This is a genomic window from Neobacillus sp. YX16 (assembly GCF_030123505.1).
GTDB lineage: Bacteria > Bacillota > Bacilli > Bacillales > Cytobacillaceae > Neobacillus.
On record NZ_CP126115.1, the window covers coordinates 4957591 to 4975071 of the forward strand.

Annotated in this window: 8 protein-coding genes, 22 tRNA genes and 3 rRNA genes; 5 read left to right on the forward strand and 28 right to left on the reverse strand. The window is 42.0% G+C overall.

What is annotated here, in order from left to right:
• Positions 1–2: 2 nt before the first annotated feature.
• From QNH48_RS24515 to QNH48_RS24640, 26 genes are all read right to left on the reverse strand, one after another.
• Positions 3–1148: a glucose-1-phosphate adenylyltransferase gene (locus tag QNH48_RS24515; RefSeq protein WP_283952371.1), complete on the reverse strand. Its 1146-nt coding sequence runs from the start codon at positions 1146–1148 to the stop codon at positions 3–5.
• Positions 1090–3036 carry a 1,4-alpha-glucan branching protein GlgB gene (gene glgB, locus QNH48_RS24520; RefSeq protein ID WP_283952372.1) on the reverse strand — a complete coding sequence of 649 codons (1947 nt, stop codon included), beginning with the start codon at positions 3034–3036 and terminating at the stop codon, positions 1090–1092. Before glgB ends, QNH48_RS24515 begins: the two co-directional genes overlap by 59 nt.
• Before the next feature lie 715 nt (positions 3037–3751).
• Positions 3752–3823 (reverse strand) — tRNA-Glu (locus QNH48_RS24525).
• A gap of 9 nt (positions 3824–3832) precedes the next feature.
• A tRNA-Ser gene (locus QNH48_RS24530) sits at positions 3833–3923 on the reverse strand.
• A gap of 8 nt (positions 3924–3931) precedes the next feature.
• A tRNA-Asn gene (locus QNH48_RS24535) sits at positions 3932–4006 on the reverse strand.
• Positions 4007–4039: 33 nt separating this feature from the next.
• A tRNA-Ile gene (locus QNH48_RS24540) sits at positions 4040–4116 on the reverse strand.
• Positions 4117–4119: 3 nt separating this feature from the next.
• Positions 4120–4193 (reverse strand) — tRNA-Gly (locus tag QNH48_RS24545).
• Positions 4194–4212: 19 nt separating this feature from the next.
• Positions 4213–4288, reverse strand: a tRNA-His gene (locus QNH48_RS24550).
• A gap of 29 nt (positions 4289–4317) precedes the next feature.
• Positions 4318–4393, reverse strand: a tRNA-Phe gene (locus QNH48_RS24555).
• A 26-nt stretch (positions 4394–4419) separates the two neighbouring features.
• Positions 4420–4496: transfer RNA gene (locus QNH48_RS24560), tRNA-Asp, on the reverse strand.
• Positions 4497–4499: 3 nt separating this feature from the next.
• Positions 4500–4573 (reverse strand) — tRNA-Met (locus QNH48_RS24565).
• Between the two features lie 162 nt (positions 4574–4735).
• A tRNA-Ser gene (locus tag QNH48_RS24570) sits at positions 4736–4828 on the reverse strand.
• A gap of 19 nt (positions 4829–4847) precedes the next feature.
• Positions 4848–4924 (reverse strand) — tRNA-Ile (locus QNH48_RS24575).
• 33 nt (positions 4925–4957) lie between these two features.
• Positions 4958–5034, reverse strand: a tRNA-Met gene (locus QNH48_RS24580).
• A gap of 73 nt (positions 5035–5107) precedes the next feature.
• Positions 5108–5183 (reverse strand) — tRNA-Ala (locus QNH48_RS24585).
• A gap of 20 nt (positions 5184–5203) precedes the next feature.
• A tRNA-Pro gene (locus tag QNH48_RS24590) sits at positions 5204–5280 on the reverse strand.
• 7 nt (positions 5281–5287) lie between these two features.
• Positions 5288–5364 (reverse strand) — tRNA-Arg (locus tag QNH48_RS24595).
• Between the two features lie 32 nt (positions 5365–5396).
• A tRNA-Leu gene (locus QNH48_RS24600) sits at positions 5397–5485 on the reverse strand.
• 5 nt (positions 5486–5490) lie between these two features.
• A tRNA-Gly gene (locus QNH48_RS24605) sits at positions 5491–5565 on the reverse strand.
• 37 nt (positions 5566–5602) lie between these two features.
• Positions 5603–5684: transfer RNA gene (locus QNH48_RS24610), tRNA-Leu, on the reverse strand.
• A 57-nt stretch (positions 5685–5741) separates the two neighbouring features.
• Positions 5742–5817 (reverse strand) — tRNA-Lys (locus QNH48_RS24615).
• Positions 5818–5847: 30 nt separating this feature from the next.
• Positions 5848–5923, reverse strand: a tRNA-Thr gene (locus tag QNH48_RS24620).
• 93 nt (positions 5924–6016) lie between these two features.
• A tRNA-Val gene (locus QNH48_RS24625) sits at positions 6017–6092 on the reverse strand.
• Positions 6093–6102: 10 nt separating this feature from the next.
• Positions 6103–6218, reverse strand: a 5S ribosomal RNA gene (gene rrf / locus QNH48_RS24630).
• A 130-nt stretch (positions 6219–6348) separates the two neighbouring features.
• A 23S ribosomal RNA gene (locus QNH48_RS24635) occupies positions 6349–9286 on the reverse strand.
• 194 nt (positions 9287–9480) lie between these two features.
• A 16S ribosomal RNA gene (locus QNH48_RS24640) occupies positions 9481–11030 on the reverse strand.
• Together the 16S, 23S and 5S rRNA genes with 21 tRNA genes alongside form the textbook arrangement of a ribosomal RNA operon.
• 590 nt (positions 11031–11620) lie before the next feature.
• Between QNH48_RS24640 and QNH48_RS24645 the strand changes: the two genes are divergently transcribed.
• The 4 genes from QNH48_RS24645 to QNH48_RS24660 all read left to right on the forward strand — a co-directional run bounded on the left by QNH48_RS24645 (position 11621) and on the right by QNH48_RS24660 (position 14690).
• Complete coding sequence (locus QNH48_RS24645; protein WP_283952373.1) at positions 11621–12316, forward strand: MgtC/SapB family protein; 696 nt, start codon at positions 11621–11623, stop codon at positions 12314–12316.
• A gap of 82 nt (positions 12317–12398) precedes the next feature.
• Positions 12399–12471 (forward strand) — tRNA-Ala (locus QNH48_RS24650).
• A 360-nt stretch (positions 12472–12831) separates the two neighbouring features.
• Positions 12832–13158 (forward strand): DUF485 domain-containing protein, encoded by a 327-nt coding sequence (locus QNH48_RS24655; RefSeq protein WP_283952374.1) that lies wholly within the window; start codon positions 12832–12834, stop codon positions 13156–13158.
• A complete protein-coding gene (locus QNH48_RS24660) occupies positions 13158–14690 on the forward strand; it encodes a solute symporter family protein (RefSeq protein ID WP_283952375.1) in 1533 nt (510 codons plus the stop codon). Before QNH48_RS24655 ends, QNH48_RS24660 begins: the two co-directional genes overlap by 1 nt.
• Positions 14691–14727: 37 nt before the next feature.
• Here QNH48_RS24660 and QNH48_RS24665 read toward each other — a convergent pair whose 3' ends face one another.
• Both QNH48_RS24665 and QNH48_RS24670 read right to left on the reverse strand, forming a co-directional pair.
• The gene (locus QNH48_RS24665; protein ID WP_283952376.1) at positions 14728–16068 is read right to left on the reverse strand and encodes a DEAD/DEAH box helicase; all 1341 of its coding nucleotides are present in this window, start codon (positions 16066–16068) and stop codon (positions 14728–14730) included.
• 136 nt (positions 16069–16204) lie between these two features.
• On the reverse strand, positions 16205–16444 hold the full coding sequence (locus tag QNH48_RS24670; protein ID WP_283952377.1) for a sulfurtransferase TusA family protein: 240 nt from the start codon (positions 16442–16444) through the stop codon (positions 16205–16207).
• A 140-nt stretch (positions 16445–16584) separates the two neighbouring features.
• Between QNH48_RS24670 and QNH48_RS24675 the strand changes: the two genes are divergently transcribed.
• Positions 16585–17481, forward strand: coding sequence for a selenium metabolism-associated LysR family transcriptional regulator (locus QNH48_RS24675; RefSeq protein ID WP_283952378.1), 897 nt, complete (start codon positions 16585–16587; stop codon positions 17479–17481).

Here is a 17481-nt window from a genome sequence, read left to right on the forward strand (position 1 = left end):
TATTATAAAGCAGGATGTAACCCACTTAACATTTCTTCTGTAACAAGAATAATTTCATCATCAAATGAACGAATCACGGTTCCATCTGGAATGACAGCGTCACTTGGAACAATTGCTTTTTCAATCTTAACGTTCTCACCAATTACCGCGTCAGGCATGATGACCGATTCCTTTATGATGGATCCTTTACCGACGCTAACGCCTTGGAATAAAACAGAATTATCTATTTCCCCTTCAATGGTACAGCCCTCATTAATGAGAGATTCCTTCACAATGGCCTCAGGAGAGATATACTGAGGAGGTTGATTAGGGTTTACAGAATAAATTCTCCAATCATGATCAAACAGGTCTAAATCACATTCATCATTTAATAGATCCATATTTGCTTCCCAAAGACTCTTAACTGTACCTACATCCTTCCAATATCCCTTGAAAGGATAGGCATAAAGCTTCTTATTTTCTTCTAACAGCGAAGGAATGATGTCTTTACCAAAATCATGTGAAGATTTTGTATTTCTAGCGTCCATTTCTAAATACTCTTTTAGGACATTCCAACTGAAAATATAGATGCCCATGGAAGCTAAATTATTTTTAGGCTCTGCTGGCTTTTCCTCAAACTCTGTTATTCTTAAATCCTCGTTTGTATTCATAATCCCAAATCGGCTTGCTTCCGCCCAAGGGACTTCTATTAAAGAGATTGTTACATCTGCTCTTTTCTCAATATGATATTCAAGCATACTCTCATAATTCATTTTGTAAATGTGGTCACCTGAGAGAATGAGTACATATTCAGGCTGGTATTGCTTTAAATAATTTAGGTTTTGATAAATAGCACTCGCGGTTCCGGTATACCACTTTACCTCAGAAGTCTCAGCATATGGGGGTAAAACGGTTACCCCTCCATCTTTTCGGTCTAGATCCCATGCACTGCCGATACCTATATACGAATTTAATAGCAACGGTTGATACTGTGTTAAGACACCCACTGTATCAATCCCTGAATTAGCACAATTGCTTAATGGAAAATCAATGATTCTGTACTTTCCTCCAAAAGGAACAGCAGGCTTTGCCAAATCCTTCGTAAGTGAGTTAAGTCTGCTTCCTTTCCCTCCTGCCAATAGCATTGCCACGCACTTTTTCTTTCCCATTACCTTTTCTCTCCTTTCGTTTTTTCACCGGTCGTATGATCTGAATGCCAAAGGGCGGAATCGTCACATTAACGGAATATGGTTTACCATGAAATGGCTCTTCTTCAGCAATAAATGTTTTCTTATTCACAAGTCCAGCGCCGCCAAAGTCTTGATGGTCACTATTTAAAATTTCCCTAAACTCACTTTGATACGGTACGCCTATTTTATATTCCGGATAGTGAACGCCTGTAAAATTACATATAATGATTAAATAATCATTTTCCGTCTCACCTTTCCTAATAAAAGAAAAGACTGATTGGCTTTCGTTATTACAGTCAATCCATTCAAATCCATCGTGCTTATGGTCAAGCTCATAAAGGGCTTTGGAGCGTTTGTAAATTTTAGTTAACTGCTTAACATAGTGATTTACATTTTGATGCATTTCATAATCTAATAAATTCCAATCTAATTGTTCTTTATCTTTCCATTCTGAAAACTGACCAAGCTCAAAGCCCATAAACAATAATTTCTTCCCAGGATGTGCAAACATGTACCCTAGAAGTAAGCGGAGCTGCGCGAACTTTTCCCAATAATCTCCGGGCATTTTATCCAATAATGACTTTTTGCCATGGACCACTTCATCATGTGAAAATGGGAGCATAAAGTTTTCTGAAAATGCATAAAGAAGCGAAAAAGTCACTTTTGTATGAACACTTGGACGTGCAAAAGGTGGAGTTTCCATGTATTTTAGCATGTCATTCATCCAGCCCATATTCCATTTATAATCGAAGCCTAATCCACCATAATGGACAGGCGAGGTAACATTAGGAAAGTCTGTTGAATCTTCTCCAATCATGACAAAGGTTGGATCATATTCATGTACTTCAACATTTAGCTTTTTTAGAAACTCGATTCCAAATGGATTTTCTTGGTTGTCGGCTGAATTTGGCCAATAAATGATATTAGCAACAGCGTCCATCCTAAATCCATCAATATGAAAATAATCTATCCAAAAAAAGGCGTTTGAGATGAGGAAGCTTTGAACCTCACCTTTTCCGAGGTCAAAGTTTGCTGTGCCCCAAACTTTGTTTTCCCTGTCACTCTCAGTTTCGTAGGAATAAATATGTGAGCCATCAAAACGATATAACCCATGTGAATCCTTACAAAAGTGACCAGGCACCCAATCAAGAATAACGCCAATGCCATTCTGATGACATTGATCCACAAAGTACATGAAGTCCTTTGGTGTGCCATAGCGAGAGGTTGTGGAAAAGTATCCAGTTCCTTGATATCCCCAAGAACCGTCATAGGGGTGTTCAATAAGAGGTAATAATTCAACATGAGTAAATCCATGTTCAAGCACATAAGGAATGAGTTCTGCTGCCATTTCCCTATATGTTAAAAAATCGCCATTTTCATGTTTCTTCCAAGATCCAAAATGAACTTCATAAATTACCTGCGGCTCAGACAAGGTGTTCCTTTTTTGTTTCCGATACATCCAATGGTTATCCTGCCAATCATAACTTTTCAGAGAATAAACGATTGAAGCAGTATTTGGCCTTAGTTCGGAATAGAAGGCATATGGATCTGCTTTTAAAATTTTTTCATTTTGCGTTGTTGTTATTTCATATTTATAGAGGTAACCACTCAGGTCTTGATCAATGACTATAATCCAAACACCTTCATTGTTTACCCTATGTAAATCGTAACCTTCTCCATTCCAGCTATTGAAATTACCGACTAACCTGACTTCTTTAGCATTTGGAGCCCATACACAAAATCTTGTATAGACTTTGTCTGATTCTTTAAACACGTGTGCTCCAAAAAGCTGATGACTTTGAAAAAGGTTTCCCTCATGAAATAAATGCAACTGATAGTCTGTTGGATATAAAGTATTCACTGCCATTAATAACCTCATCCTTGTGAAAATGTATTTCAAGGGTTAATTATAAGTGCAAATTACAAATAATCCTTATAAAACTTTTTTATCTTTTCTGACAATAAGTTTTATAGATTGTCATTTGTCGTGTTTATTCTACATTTTACGACACCATTCAACAAAGAATCCTTCAGTTAACGACAAAAATATATAAAGTTTTTTTGAGATTTTGGGTAAAAAATATTATTTAAAATAAGATAAAATCCACAGTGTAAAATTACAGTAAACCCAGTGATTGTAAGCGTTACCAACGTTTTTCAGAGTAATGCTGTAAAGAATAAAATTATATTAAAATAGAATATTTCTTTAAAAATCGGACTCTCAAGTCTTGGACTAGCTATCACGGTTTTAGAGGATTGGAATGTTTGTTTTTCTTGTATAACAACAAATATTTGGGATAATGATTAGATGGATAATTCTAGGCGATATTTAGGATTATAGGGGTTTCTTACTATTAAAGCAGCATGTCATTTTTTTTAGGCTGGAATGGCTCAGATAGATTAGCCTCTCAATTACCATAGGTAATATATAATTACCCATTTACTATTTGCTACAATGATTCGGGCACTATACCTTTCAGTTGCGAGTATCTATTTCCTAATAATAGATTGAGGATCTTTTATTTAACACATAAAAATAGGAACAAAAAAACTGATGATAAAATATCATCAGCCTTTCTGTATGACCCCTACGGGATTCGAACCCGTGTTACCTCCGTGAAAGGGAGGTGTCTTAACCACTTGACCAAGGGGCCTTAATTTTATGGCGGAGAAGGAGGGATTTGAACCCTCGCGCCGGTTACCCGACCTACACCCTTAGCAGGGGCGCCTCTTCAGCCACTTGAGTACTTCCCCATAAAAAATGGCTCCGCAGGTAGGACTCGAACCTACGACCGATCGGTTAACAGCCGATAGCTCTACCACTGAGCTACTGCGGAACAATAGAAGATTATTTTCTCTTGCAAAAATTCTGGTGGGCCTAAATGGACTCGAACCATCGACCTCACGCTTATCAGGCGTGCGCTCTAACCAGCTGAGCTATAGGCCCATATGGAGCGGGTGATGAGAATCGAACTCACAACATCAGCTTGGAAGGCTGAGGTTTTACCACTAAACTACACCCGCATTATTATAAATTAATAGATGGGGCGACTGATGGGAATCGAACCCACGAATGCCTGAACCACAATCAGGTGCGTTAACCACTTCGCCACAATCGCCATCATAAAATTTTCCATCTAAAAACAAATGGTGGCTCAGGACGGAATCGAACCGCCGACACAAGGATTTTCAGTCCTTTGCTCTACCGACTGAGCTACTGAGCCACATTATTGTGCCATTTTAAGAAAAATGGCGGTCTGGACGGGACTCGAACCCGCGACCTCCTGCGTGACAGGCAGGCATTCTAACCAACTGAACTACCAGACCGTATTGCGGGGACAGGATTTGAACCTGCGACCTTCGGGTTATGAGCCCGACGAGCTACCGGACTGCTCCACCCCGCGACAATAGAAATTATCATATTTACTTCATGGCCATAGTTTGTATGGACTGTATCAATCTCAGAAAGCCAATTCAAGCAGTAGTTCGATTGATACAACTCGCAGTTTATTCTGTGAAGTAACGCTCGTTGCTTCACCCCGCGACAATAAAAGTTATTAAAATAATGGAGGAGGAAGAGGGATTCGAACCCCCGCGCGGTGTTACCCGCCTGTCGGTTTTCAAGACCGATCCCTTCAGCCGAACTTGGGTATTCCTCCGTTGTAAATAAAAAGCTAATGGTGGACCTTGTAGGACTCGAACCTACGACCGGACGGTTATGAGCCGTCTGCTCTAACCAGCTGAGCTAAAGGTCCTCATATTTTGTTATTTTGCTTCGCAAAAAACATTGGTAGCGGCGAAGGGAGTCGAACCCCCGACCTTTCGGGTATGAACCGAACGCTCTAGCCAGCTGAGCTACACCGCCAAATATTTGATTATACAGTAAGTTATTTTTACTAGCGTAAAAAACTTTGATTATTTTGCTTCGCAAAAAATCTTGGTGGAGCCTAGCGGGATCGAACCGCTGACCTCCTGCGTGCAAAGCAGGCGCTCTCCCAGCTGAGCTAAGGCCCCGTATTGTTATTTTAGAAGAATGGTCGGGAAGACAGGATTCGAACCTGCGACCCCTTGGTCCCAAACCAAGTGCTCTACCAAGCTGAGCTACTTCCCGTAAAATATGGCGCGCCCGAAAGGAGTCGAACCCATAACCTTCTGATCCGTAGTCAGACACTCTATCCAATTGAGCTACGGGCGCATATTTTGATGTTAAATCTCTACTAAAAATCTTGGTGCCGAGGACCGGAATCGAACCGGTACGGTAGTCACCTACCGCAGGATTTTAAGTCCTGTGCGTCTGCCAGTTCCGCCACCCCGGCAACATTGGAGCGGAAGACGGGATTCGAACCCGCGACCCCCACCTTGGCAAGGTGGTGTTCTACCACTGAACTACTTCCGCATATATGTTACTTTGCTATCGTAAAGAAAAACTTAAGTGCGGGTGAAGGGAGTCGAACCCCCACGCCTTGCGGCGCCAGATCCTAAGTCTGGTGCGTCTGCCAATTCCGCCACACCCGCATATTAGAAGTTATTTTGCTTCACAAGAAACTTTGTTGTTTTCTTCAAAAAACAACTTGGTGAGCCATGAAGGATTCGAACCTTCGACCCTCTGATTAAAAGTCAGATGCTCTACCAACTGAGCTAATGGCTCATTATTACTTACAATAAGTAATAATGAAAATGGTGCCGGCGAGAGGACTTGAACCCCCAACCTACTGATTACAAGTCAGTTGCTCTACCAATTGAGCTACCCCGGCAAATAATGTAGATTATTTTAATTTGGTATATTATTGAAAGTTATTTTCACTACCGTGAAAAAACTTTGGTTATTTTGCTATCGCAAAAAACATTGGTGGAGGATGACGGGATCGAACCGCCGACCCTCTGCTTGTAAGGCAGATGCTCTCCCAGCTGAGCTAATCCTCCGTATAATACAGCCTGGCAACGTCCTACTCTCACAGGGACAAAGTCCCAACTACCATCGGCGCTGAGAAGCTTAACTTCCGTGTTCGGTATGGGAACGGGTGTGACCTTCTCGCCATTATTGCCAGACTATTTTTCTCAAAGACATTTATTATTATACTGTCTTTTCGATATTTTTCAAGAGGTTTTTGAAAAAAATTCATTCCCTCAAAACTAGATAATTTCAGAAGAAGTTGTAAAACGAGTTCGCCTTTAAAAATTGGTTAAGTCCTCGAACGATTAGTATCAGTCAGCTCCACATGTTACCACGCTTCCACCTCTGACCTATCAACCTGATCATCTTTCAGGGTTCTTACTAGCTTGACGCTATGGGAAATCTCATCTTGAGGGGGGCTTCATGCTTAGATGCTTTCAGCACTTATCCCGTCCGCACATAGCTACCCAGCGATGCCTTTGGCAAGACAACTGGTACACCAGCGGTGCGTCCATCCCGGTCCTCTCGTACTAAGGACAGCTCCTCTCAAATTTCCTGCGCCCACGACGGATAGGGACCGAACTGTCTCACGACGTTCTGAACCCAGCTCGCGTACCGCTTTAATGGGCGAACAGCCCAACCCTTGGGACCGACTACAGCCCCAGGATGCGATGAGCCGACATCGAGGTGCCAAACCTCCCCGTCGATGTGGACTCTTGGGGGAGATAAGCCTGTTATCCCCGGGGTAGCTTTTATCCGTTGAGCGATGGCCCTTCCATGCGGAACCACCGGATCACTAAGCCCGACTTTCGTCCCTGCTCGACTTGTAGGTCTCGCAGTCAAGCTCCCTTGTGCCTTTACACTCTGCGAATGATTTCCAACCATTCTGAGGGAACCTTTGGGCGCCTCCGTTACTCTTTAGGAGGCGACCGCCCCAGTCAAACTGCCCACCTGACACTGTCTCCCACCCCGATAAGGGGTGCGGGTTAGAATTTCAATACAGCCAGGGTAGTATCCCACCGACGCCTCCACCGAAGCTAGCGCTCCGGTTTCTCAGGCTCCTACCTATCCTGTACAAGCTGTACCAAAATTCAATATCAGGCTACAGTAAAGCTCCACGGGGTCTTTCCGTCCTGTCGCGGGTAACCTGCATCTTCACAGGTACTATAATTTCACCGAGTCTCTCGTTGAGACAGTGCCCAGATCGTTACGCCTTTCGTGCGGGTCGGAACTTACCCGACAAGGAATTTCGCTACCTTAGGACCGTTATAGTTACGGCCGCCGTTTACTGGGGCTTCGATTCAGAGCTTCGCTTGCGCTAACCCCTCCTCTTAACCTTCCAGCACCGGGCAGGCGTCAGCCCCTATACTTCGCCTTGCGGCTTCGCAGAGACCTGTGTTTTTGCTAAACAGTCGCCTGGGCCTATTCACTGCGGCTCTTCGAGGCTATTCACCTCAAAAAGCACCCCTTCTCCCGAAGTTACGGGGTCATTTTGCCGAGTTCCTTAACGAGAGTTCTCTCGCACACCTTAGGATTCTCTCCTCGCCTACCTGTGTCGGTTTGCGGTACGGGCACCTTTTATCTCGCTAGAGGCTTTTCTTGGCAGTGTGGAATCAGGAACTTCGGTACTATATTTCCCTCGCCATCACAGCTCAGCCTTTACGGTAAGCGGATTTTCCTGCTTACCAGCCTAACTGCTTGGACGCGCATATCCAACAGCGCGCTTACCCTATCCTCCTGCGTCCCCCCATCACTCAAACGATAAAGAGGTGGTACAGGAATATCAACCTGTTGTCCATCGCCTACGCCTTTCGGCCTCGGCTTAGGTCCCGACTAACCCTGAGAGGACGAGCCTTCCTCAGGAAACCTTAGGCATACGGTGGACGGGATTCTCACCCGTCTTTCGCTACTCATACCGGCATTCTCACTTCTAAGCGCTCCACCAGTCCTTACGGTCTAGCTTCAACGCCCTTAGAACGCTCTCCTACCACTGACACCATACGGTGTCAATCCACAGCTTCGGTGTTACGTTTAGCCCCGGTACATTTTCGGCGCAGAGTCACTCGACCAGTGAGCTATTACGCACTCTTTAAATGGTGGCTGCTTCTAAGCCAACATCCTGGTTGTCTAAGCAACTCCACATCCTTTTCCACTTAACGTAAACTTTGGGACCTTAGCTGGTGGTCTGGGCTGTTTCCCTTTTGACTACGGATCTTATCACTCGCAGTCTGACTCCCACGGATAAGTCTTTGGCATTCGGAGTTTGTCTGAATTCGGTAACCCGATGAGGGCCCCTAGTCCAAACAGTGCTCTACCTCCAAGACTCTTACAACGTGAGGCTAGCCCTAAAGCTATTTCGGAGAGAACCAGCTATCTCCAAGTTCGATTGGAATTTCTCCGCTACCCACACCTCATCCCCGCACTTTTCAACGTGCGTGGGTTCGGGCCTCCATCCAGTGTTACCTGGACTTCACCCTGGACATGGGTAGATCACCTGGTTTCGGGTCTACGACCACATACTAAAATCGCCCTATTCAGACTCGCTTTCGCTGCGGCTCCGTCTCTTCAACTTAACCTTGCATGTAATCGTAACTCGCCGGTTCATTCTACAAAAGGCACGCTATCACCCATTAACGGGCTCTAACTACTTGTAGGCACACGGTTTCAGGATCTATTTCACTCCCCTTCCGGGGTGCTTTTCACCTTTCCCTCACGGTACTGGTTCACTATCGGTCACTAGGGAGTATTTAGCCTTGGGAGATGGTCCTCCCAGCTTCCGACCGGATTTCTCGTGTCCGGCCGTACTCAGGATCCACTCAGGAGGGAACGAAGTTTCAACTACAGGGTTTTTACCTTCTATGACGGGCCTTTCCAGACCGCTTCATCTACCCCGTTCCTTTGTAACTCCATGTTGAGTGTCCTACAACCCCAAGAGGCAAGCCTCTTGGTTTGGGCTATGTCCCGTTTCGCTCGCCGCTACTCAGGGAATCGCGTTTGCTTTCTCTTCCTCCGGGTACTTAGATGTTTCAGTTCCCCGGGTCTGCCTTCAATACCCTATGTATTCAGGTAAAGATACTGCTCCATTACGAGCAGTGGGTTCCCCCATTCGGAAATCTCCGGATCAAAGCTTACTTACAGCTCCCCGAAGCATATCGGTGTTAGTCCCGTCCTTCATCGGCTCCTAGTGCCAAGGCATCCACCGTGCGCCCTTTCTAACTTAACCTAAAAGGTTATTTTCTTCTTAATTACTTAAGAGAGAAAAACTAATGTGGCGATTCTCGGTTTTACTTTGACTTCTTCTTACGATTATCTAGTTTTCAAGGAACAAATGTTTCGAGAGAAAATTGCACTCTCAAAACTAAACAAACAAGTAACAGTCAACTTTTTATCAGTCCACAAGGACTGCATTATCCTTAGAAAGGAGGTGATCCAGCCGCACCTTCCGATACGGCTACCTTGTTACGACTTCACCCCAATCATCTGTCCCACCTTAGGCGGCTGGCTCCTTGCGGTTACCCCACCGACTTCGGGTGTTACAAACTCTCGTGGTGTGACGGGCGGTGTGTACAAGGCCCGGGAACGTATTCACCGCGGCATGCTGATCCGCGATTACTAGCGATTCCGGCTTCATGTAGGCGAGTTGCAGCCTACAATCCGAACTGAGAATGGTTTTATGGGATTGGCTAAACCTCGCGGTCTTGCAGCCCTTTGTACCATCCATTGTAGCACGTGTGTAGCCCAGGTCATAAGGGGCATGATGATTTGACGTCATCCCCACCTTCCTCCGGTTTGTCACCGGCAGTCTCCTTAGAGTGCCCAACTGAATGCTGGCAACTAAGAACAAGGGTTGCGCTCGTTGCGGGACTTAACCCAACATCTCACGACACGAGCTGACGACAACCATGCACCACCTGTCACTCTGTCCCCCGAAGGGGAACGTCCTATCTCTAGGAGTGTCAGAGGATGTCAAGACCTGGTAAGGTTCTTCGCGTTGCTTCGAATTAAACCACATGCTCCACCGCTTGTGCGGGCCCCCGTCAATTCCTTTGAGTTTCAGCCTTGCGGCCGTACTCCCCAGGCGGAGTGCTTAATGCGTTAGCTGCAGCACTAAAGGGCGGAAACCCTCTAACACTTAGCACTCATCGTTTACGGCGTGGACTACCAGGGTATCTAATCCTGTTTGCTCCCCACGCTTTCGCGCCTCAGCGTCAGTTACAGACCAGAAAGCCGCCTTCGCCACTGGTGTTCCTCCACATCTCTACGCATTTCACCGCTACACGTGGAATTCCGCTTTCCTCTTCTGTACTCAAGTCCCCCAGTTTCCAATGACCCTCCACGGTTGAGCCGTGGGCTTTCACATCAGACTTAAAGGACCGCCTGCGCGCGCTTTACGCCCAATAATTCCGGACAACGCTTGCCACCTACGTATTACCGCGGCTGCTGGCACGTAGTTAGCCGTGGCTTTCTGGTTAGGTACCGTCAAGGTACCGGCAGTTACTCCGATACTTGTTCTTCCCTAACAACAGAGCTTTACGACCCGAAGGCCTTCATCGCTCACGCGGCGTTGCTCCGTCAGACTTTCGTCCATTGCGGAAGATTCCCTACTGCTGCCTCCCGTAGGAGTCTGGGCCGTGTCTCAGTCCCAGTGTGGCCGATCACCCTCTCAGGTCGGCTACGCATCGTCGCCTTGGTGAGCCGTTACCTCACCAACTAGCTAATGCGCCGCGGGCCCATCTGTAAGTGTCAGCGTAAACCGACTTTCAGCTTTTCCTCATGAAAGGAAAAGGATTATCCGGTATTAGCTCCGGTTTCCCGAAGTTATCCCAGTCTTACAGGCAGGTTGCCCACGTGTTACTCACCCGTCCGCCGCTAACCAAGAGGTGCAAGCACCTCAAGATTCGCTCGACTTGCATGTATTAGGCACGCCGCCAGCGTTCGTCCTGAGCCAGGATCAAACTCTCCAAGAAAGTTGATTAGCTCAAAAATGTTACGTTGGCTTAGCTTTTCTAAAAAGCTAAAAAATTGTTTGTTGACGTTCTTGTTTGTTTAGTTTTCAAAGAACAAATTATTTCTCTGATGAGCTCGTCCTACTAAGTAAGCTCAAAAGCGACCTCTTTAATTTAACATATCCACCATGACGATGTCAACAACTTTTTTAATTTCTTTTTTCGTTGTGTGACTCACTCGTGAGGACGAGATTTAATATAACATGTTCGAAAAATGATTGCAATATAATTTATAAAGTTTTTTTGTTTTCTTTATTTTTGTTAGAAGTTAAACAACAATTTACTATAGCCATTTAATGAGAATAAAGAATATATAACTGTCAAAGGATAAATCAAATATGTGATAACTCATAAATTCAACCATTTATGTATATGTAATTAGTAAGAGCTAAAATAATTTAAGACTGTACATGGAGAAAAGCAACACTAGCTTTTCCAACTATATTTAGTAATAAGTAATATTTCTTTATTTTTCATGGAAGGGATATCGTATAATAGTAATAACTATATTCTATTTATCACTAATCACAATAATAATGGACGTGAAGTCAATGGAGAATATTGATTATGATATATTATTAAAGCTTGGAGTATCTGCGATTTTTGGACTTATCATTGGGCTTGAACGTGAATTAAAAAGAAAACCTGTAGGACTTAAGACAAGTCTTGTAATATCTGTAGTGAGTTGTCTACTAACCATTGTTTCAATTGAATCTGCTTATATGTTTCCTGCTTCTGATGATGTAAAAATTACTATGGACCCTCTTCGTCTTGCTGCACAAATTGTTTCTGGTATCGGTTTTCTAGGTGCAGGCGTAATTCTTAGACGGGGAAATGATAGTATATCTGGTTTAACAACGGCTGCAATGATTTGGGGTGCAGCTGGAATCGGTATCGCTGTTGGGGCTGGTTTCTTTATCGAAGCGTTTGTTGGTGTCGCCTTACTAATTATTAGTGTAGAGTTGGTGCCTTATGTCATGAAGTTCATTGGTCCAAAGCAATTGCGCGAAAAAGAAATTAGCCTTCAATTATTTATTAAAGATAAAATCCAAATTGAAGATGCCATTTCATTTATTATGAGTAGAAAATATATTATCCGCAGGATCCGTATAAAGGATTTAGATAACGGCGACCATCTAGTTCAGATATTAATTGCCGTAGATTACCGGGAAAAGACTACCGAAGTTTATGATTCTGTTTCAAAATTAGATGGCGTCCATAAAGTTGAAATAGAAAGCATGGGGTAATTTACTTTTAACTGAAAAAAATGTGAAAATTACTATTGCAAGATTGGTATGAGAAAGATATAATTTTTCTTGTACCACATACGGGGGCTTAGCTCAGCTGGGAGAGCGCTTGCATGGCATGCAAGAGGTCGTCGGTTCGATCCCGATAGTCTCCATACTTAAAAACCTTTGCGCTGTTGCAAAGGTTTTTTGTTTTTCTAATGATAAAATCTTTCATCATCCTCCTATTTTTTCTTCCGTCATTTTGTTTTTTAATCTCAATATAGTGTAAAATCCCATTTGCAAAAAAATGTAATTTTTCCTATTGCAAATTTCAATATGTTGTTACTATAATAAAACGTGATAAAAATTATAATATTTAGAAAAATCAATCTCTTAAAGGAGGTGAGTATTTCCTGCGCTCATGACCGCTTTAATTACTTTGGTTATTTAACTTAAATGCACTGTCAGCTATATCTATTTTAAGTCCTAATTTTTTGTTTTACATTTTGTTACTATGAGAGGGGGAGCTTCCAATGGAGGCTAGAAAAATTACAGCTAATTCTGAAAGCGATTACAGCGCTATTGTTCAATCATCTTCATTCCAAAAATTACTCTCCGAAAAGAAAAAATTCATTATACCCATCACGATCTTCTTCTTTTGTTTTTATTTCGCCTTACCTATCTTAACTTCCTTTTCAACTGTTCTAAACAACAAATTCATAGGCAGTATTACCTGGGCTTGGGTTTTTGCTTTTCTTCAATTCGTTATGACATGGGGATTATGTATGCTCTACTCTAAAAAAGCAGTTAAATTTGATGATTTGGCTGAACAAGTTGTTAAAGAAAGGGGGAGAAACTAATGAATACGGCCGCTTTTACGATGTTTCTTTGTATCGTTTTTGTAACGTTGGTAATTACATACTTCGCATCAAAACGTACAAAAAACGCAAGTGAATTTTATACTGCCGGCGGAGGACTGACTGGCTGGCAAAATGGTTTGGCTATCGCAGGTGATTATATGTCTGCAGCTTCATTCCTTGGAATAGCTGGCGCAGTTGCATTAACAGGCTTTGATGGATTTTTTTATAGTATTGGTTTCCTAGTTGCCTATCTTGTTGTTTTATATTTAGTGGCAGAACCATTGCGTAATTTAGGTAAATATACATTTGCAGATATGATCGCAGCACGCTTTGATGCAAAAAAAGTGCGTGGTTTTGCTGCCATGAACACCGTTACCATTTCTATTTTTTATATGATCGCTCAGCTTGTAGGAGCTGGTGCTCTTATTAAATTGTTATTAGGGCTGGAATATACAACATCTGTTTTGATTGTTGGGGTGTTAATGACTGTTTATGTTATTTTTGGCGGGATGCACGCAACAAGCTGGGTACAGATTATTAAAGCTGTTCTCTTAATGGGTGGCACATTCCTAATCTCCATTGTTGTTTTTGCTAAATTTAACTTTAGTATTACAGATATGTTCGAGCAAATGAAAACAGCTACCCCCTTAAAGGAAGCATTCTTAAACCCAGGAGTAAAATACAAGGATGGCATTGACACACTTTCATTAAACATGGGACTAGTTTTGGGGACAGCTGGTTTACCTCATATTCTGGTACGTTTCTTCACTGTAAAAGATGCTAAAACTGCACGAAGTTCCGTTGTTTATGCTACTTGGATCATTGGAATTTTTTACGTTATGACTATATTCCTTGGGTTTGGTGCTGCAGCGTTTGTGGGCACAACTGATATTGTTGCTGCCAATGCTGCTGGTAATATGGCTGCCCCACTTTTAGCGCAGGCACTTGGAGGTAATATGCTGTTCGCATTTATTTCAGCGGTTGCCTTTGCAACGATTCTTGCTGTTGTAGCAGGACTAGTTCTAACTGCAGCTTCAGCTTTTGCACATGATTTCTATAACGAAATTCTAAAAAAAGGTAAGGCAACAGAAAAACAACAGGTAAGTATGGCACGATGGGCCTCCATTGGAGTATCTGTGGTATCAATAGTTTTAGCTTTAGGGGCACAATCGCTTAACGTAGCTTTCCTTGTTTCCTTAGCCTTTGCTGTAGCAGCAAGTGCAAATCTGCCAGTTATTATTTATACAATTTACTGGAAACGGTTTAACACTACGGGAGCCATTTGGGCAATGGTAGTTGGACTTATTTCAGCTATTGGACTTGTAATCATTGGCCCGAATGTTTTCAGTCCTGAAGTAGGAAAGGCAATTTTCGTTGGGAACCCTCTATTTCCTTACACGACACCTGGTATTGTATCCATTCCATTAGGATTTATTGCGGGATATCTTGGAACGGTCCTCTCCAGTCAAAAAGCTGATGCGAAGAAATATGATGAGGTACTAGTAAAATCCAATCTTGGGATTGGTCAATAGGTAACCAAAAAGGACTGAAAGTTACTTCAGTCCTTTTTTATTTACTCCGTTTGACTAATCCTGAATTACCGCTTTTCCTATTCCTGCCTCCACCTGTTTGGCTGGAATTATTTTGCTTGCTCTTTATTGATTTTGGTTTACTTCCATTCCTTGACGAAAATTTTGGTTTACTATCTTTCCTTTGACCACTCGTTGATCTTAGATTTTCATCCCTTTTCCCCCGGTTCTTCGATGGTTCTTGTTTATCTCTATGATCACTTTCAGCGTTCCCTATATTTTGTTTTTGAATTTTGATCTTTAACTCTTTTTCGATCATATCTAGTGTTTGGCGATCATCTGTTGAGTAGAAAGTGATGGCCAAGCCCTTTGTACCTGCTCTTCCAGTTCTACCGATTCGATGGATAAAGCTTTCGGCATCTTGAGGAATGTCATAATTAAATACATGTGTCACCCCTTCAACATCCAGACCTCTTGCTGCGACATCGGTCGCTATCAACAATTGAATATCCCCGTCCCTGAACCGTTTCATCACTTGCTCTCTTTTGGCTTGTGATAGGTCACCATGGAGCTCATCACATAAAAATTTGTGTGATTTAAGAACCTCATACAACTTTGAGACTCTGCGTTTGGTTCTACAAAAAATAACAGCTAAATATGGTCTATGTGTTTCAACCAATTGAATTAATGTTGCTTGCTTAGCTCGATCAATGGTATGAATGGCAATTAGTTGAACATTTGCTGCTGGCCCCTGCGTTTTCTCAACTTGGATGTATTCAGGTGTTCGCATATGTTTATTCGCTAGTGTCCGTATTTCCTCTGGCATTGTTGCAGAAAAAAGCATAGTCTGACGAGTCTTAGGTGTTTCCCTGATAATATCCTCAACTTCATTCAGAAAACCTATATGGAGCATTTGGTCCGCTTCATCAAGAACTAAAAATGAAGCTTCCGATAAGTGAACTGTTCCTCTTCTAATATGGTCTAATAGCCTGCCTGGTGTCCCGACAACAATTTGAACATTTTTCTTAAGCTTCTTTAGCTGTTTATCAACATCCTGGCCCCCATAAACTGCTAACACATCAACACCATCAATGTCATTGGTCAACTTTACAAATTCCTCGGTAATTTGTAAAGCCAATTCTCTGGTTGGAGTTACTATGAGCGCTTGTACATGTGGTGCAAGTGGATTTATTTTTTCTAAGATGGGCAGTATGAAGGCAAACGTCTTTCCTGTTCCTGTTTGCGCCTGTGCAATAACATCTCTTCCATTCATGACAAATGGTATTGCCTTTTCTTGAATTGGTGTTGGTTTTGCAACACCGAATTCCTTTAATTTATTTACGGTCGATTCAGAAATACCTATTGAGTTAAAATCAGGCAAAAAAATCCCTACTTTCTCTATCTATAAACAACAAAATTTTTGTCTTATTAATATTGAGTGTTTAGCACCGAAATAGCAAATATTCTTTTTAAAATAAAAAAATCTTATCAAGTTGATAAGACCTTTTCATAGTATACTAACGTTTCTCAATATAGTAATAACTAATTTCCCCAAAATCCTTACAATCTAACAAAGTGTGCTTTTGCATTCTGACCCAGGCCAGCAAATCTTCTTTTACCGTTTGTTCATTTAAAATAACCTCGATAATTTGTCCACCGATCAACGCTTCCATCTTTAAGAACAGTGATTTGATTAACTCGCCGCCTTCTGTATGACCTGCATCATAGATTACATCCGGTACATATTGGAGTGACATTCATTAAAGCTCCCATCACATTGTATTCAAACCTCTAATAACAACATCTATTATAAAAAAAATGTTATGATAAGATAAATTCAATTTATCTATTCTACCGATAAATATAAATCGGTTATTTCAATAAAGGGGCAAAATCTATGGATTTACACCAATTATATGTGTTTACAAAGGTAGTCGAGCATAAAAGCTTCTCTAAAGCAGCCGAAGACATCTTTTTAAGTCAATCAACTGTCAGCTCCCATATTCAAACACTTGAGAGAACTCTTAATGTAAGTCTATTTGATCGGGTAGGCAGAGAGAATATCCTTACACCTTCCGGTGAGCGTTTGTATCAGTGGGCACTAAAGCTTTTATTATTGAAGGACCAGGCAATGTTGGACTTAAAGGAGGGTGTGACCGAACTTCGGGGAATGATTCGAATCGGTGCAAGCTCTGTGCCTGGGCAATTTATGATTCCAAAGATGGTCAAGGAATTTAGAAATCGATACCCAAAAGCAACATTTCATATTAACCAATCCTCCTCAAAAAATGTGGCGGATAAGGTTCTAAATGGTTCTGTGGATTTCGGTATTTTAGGTGAAAAATATGAGAACGAAAAGCTTTGCTATATTCCTTTACTTAAAGAAAATTTAGTCCTTATAACGTCACATCATTCTGATATTGTTGGATCTGTCGATATTCATGATCTCTTAAAGTTTCCTTTTATTATGCGAAACGCTGATTCTGGAACGAATTCTCTTATTGAAAAATTTTTAACGAAAAATCAAATTACCAAAGACCAAATGAATATTGTTGCTTATACAGAAAGTGGACAAAGTTTGATTCAGTTTGTACTCCAGGATATTGGTATAGCAATTATATCGGAAATGGCTGCAAGGGAATACTACGATAGAAAGTTACTTAGGATCCATGAAATTAATGGTTTCAATAATCAAAGATTTTTCTATCTCGTTTATAACCAAAACAAAACCCAATCGATGTTATCTAAATTATTTATTGAAAGTGCACATGAATTAATTAAACTTGAAAGCTAA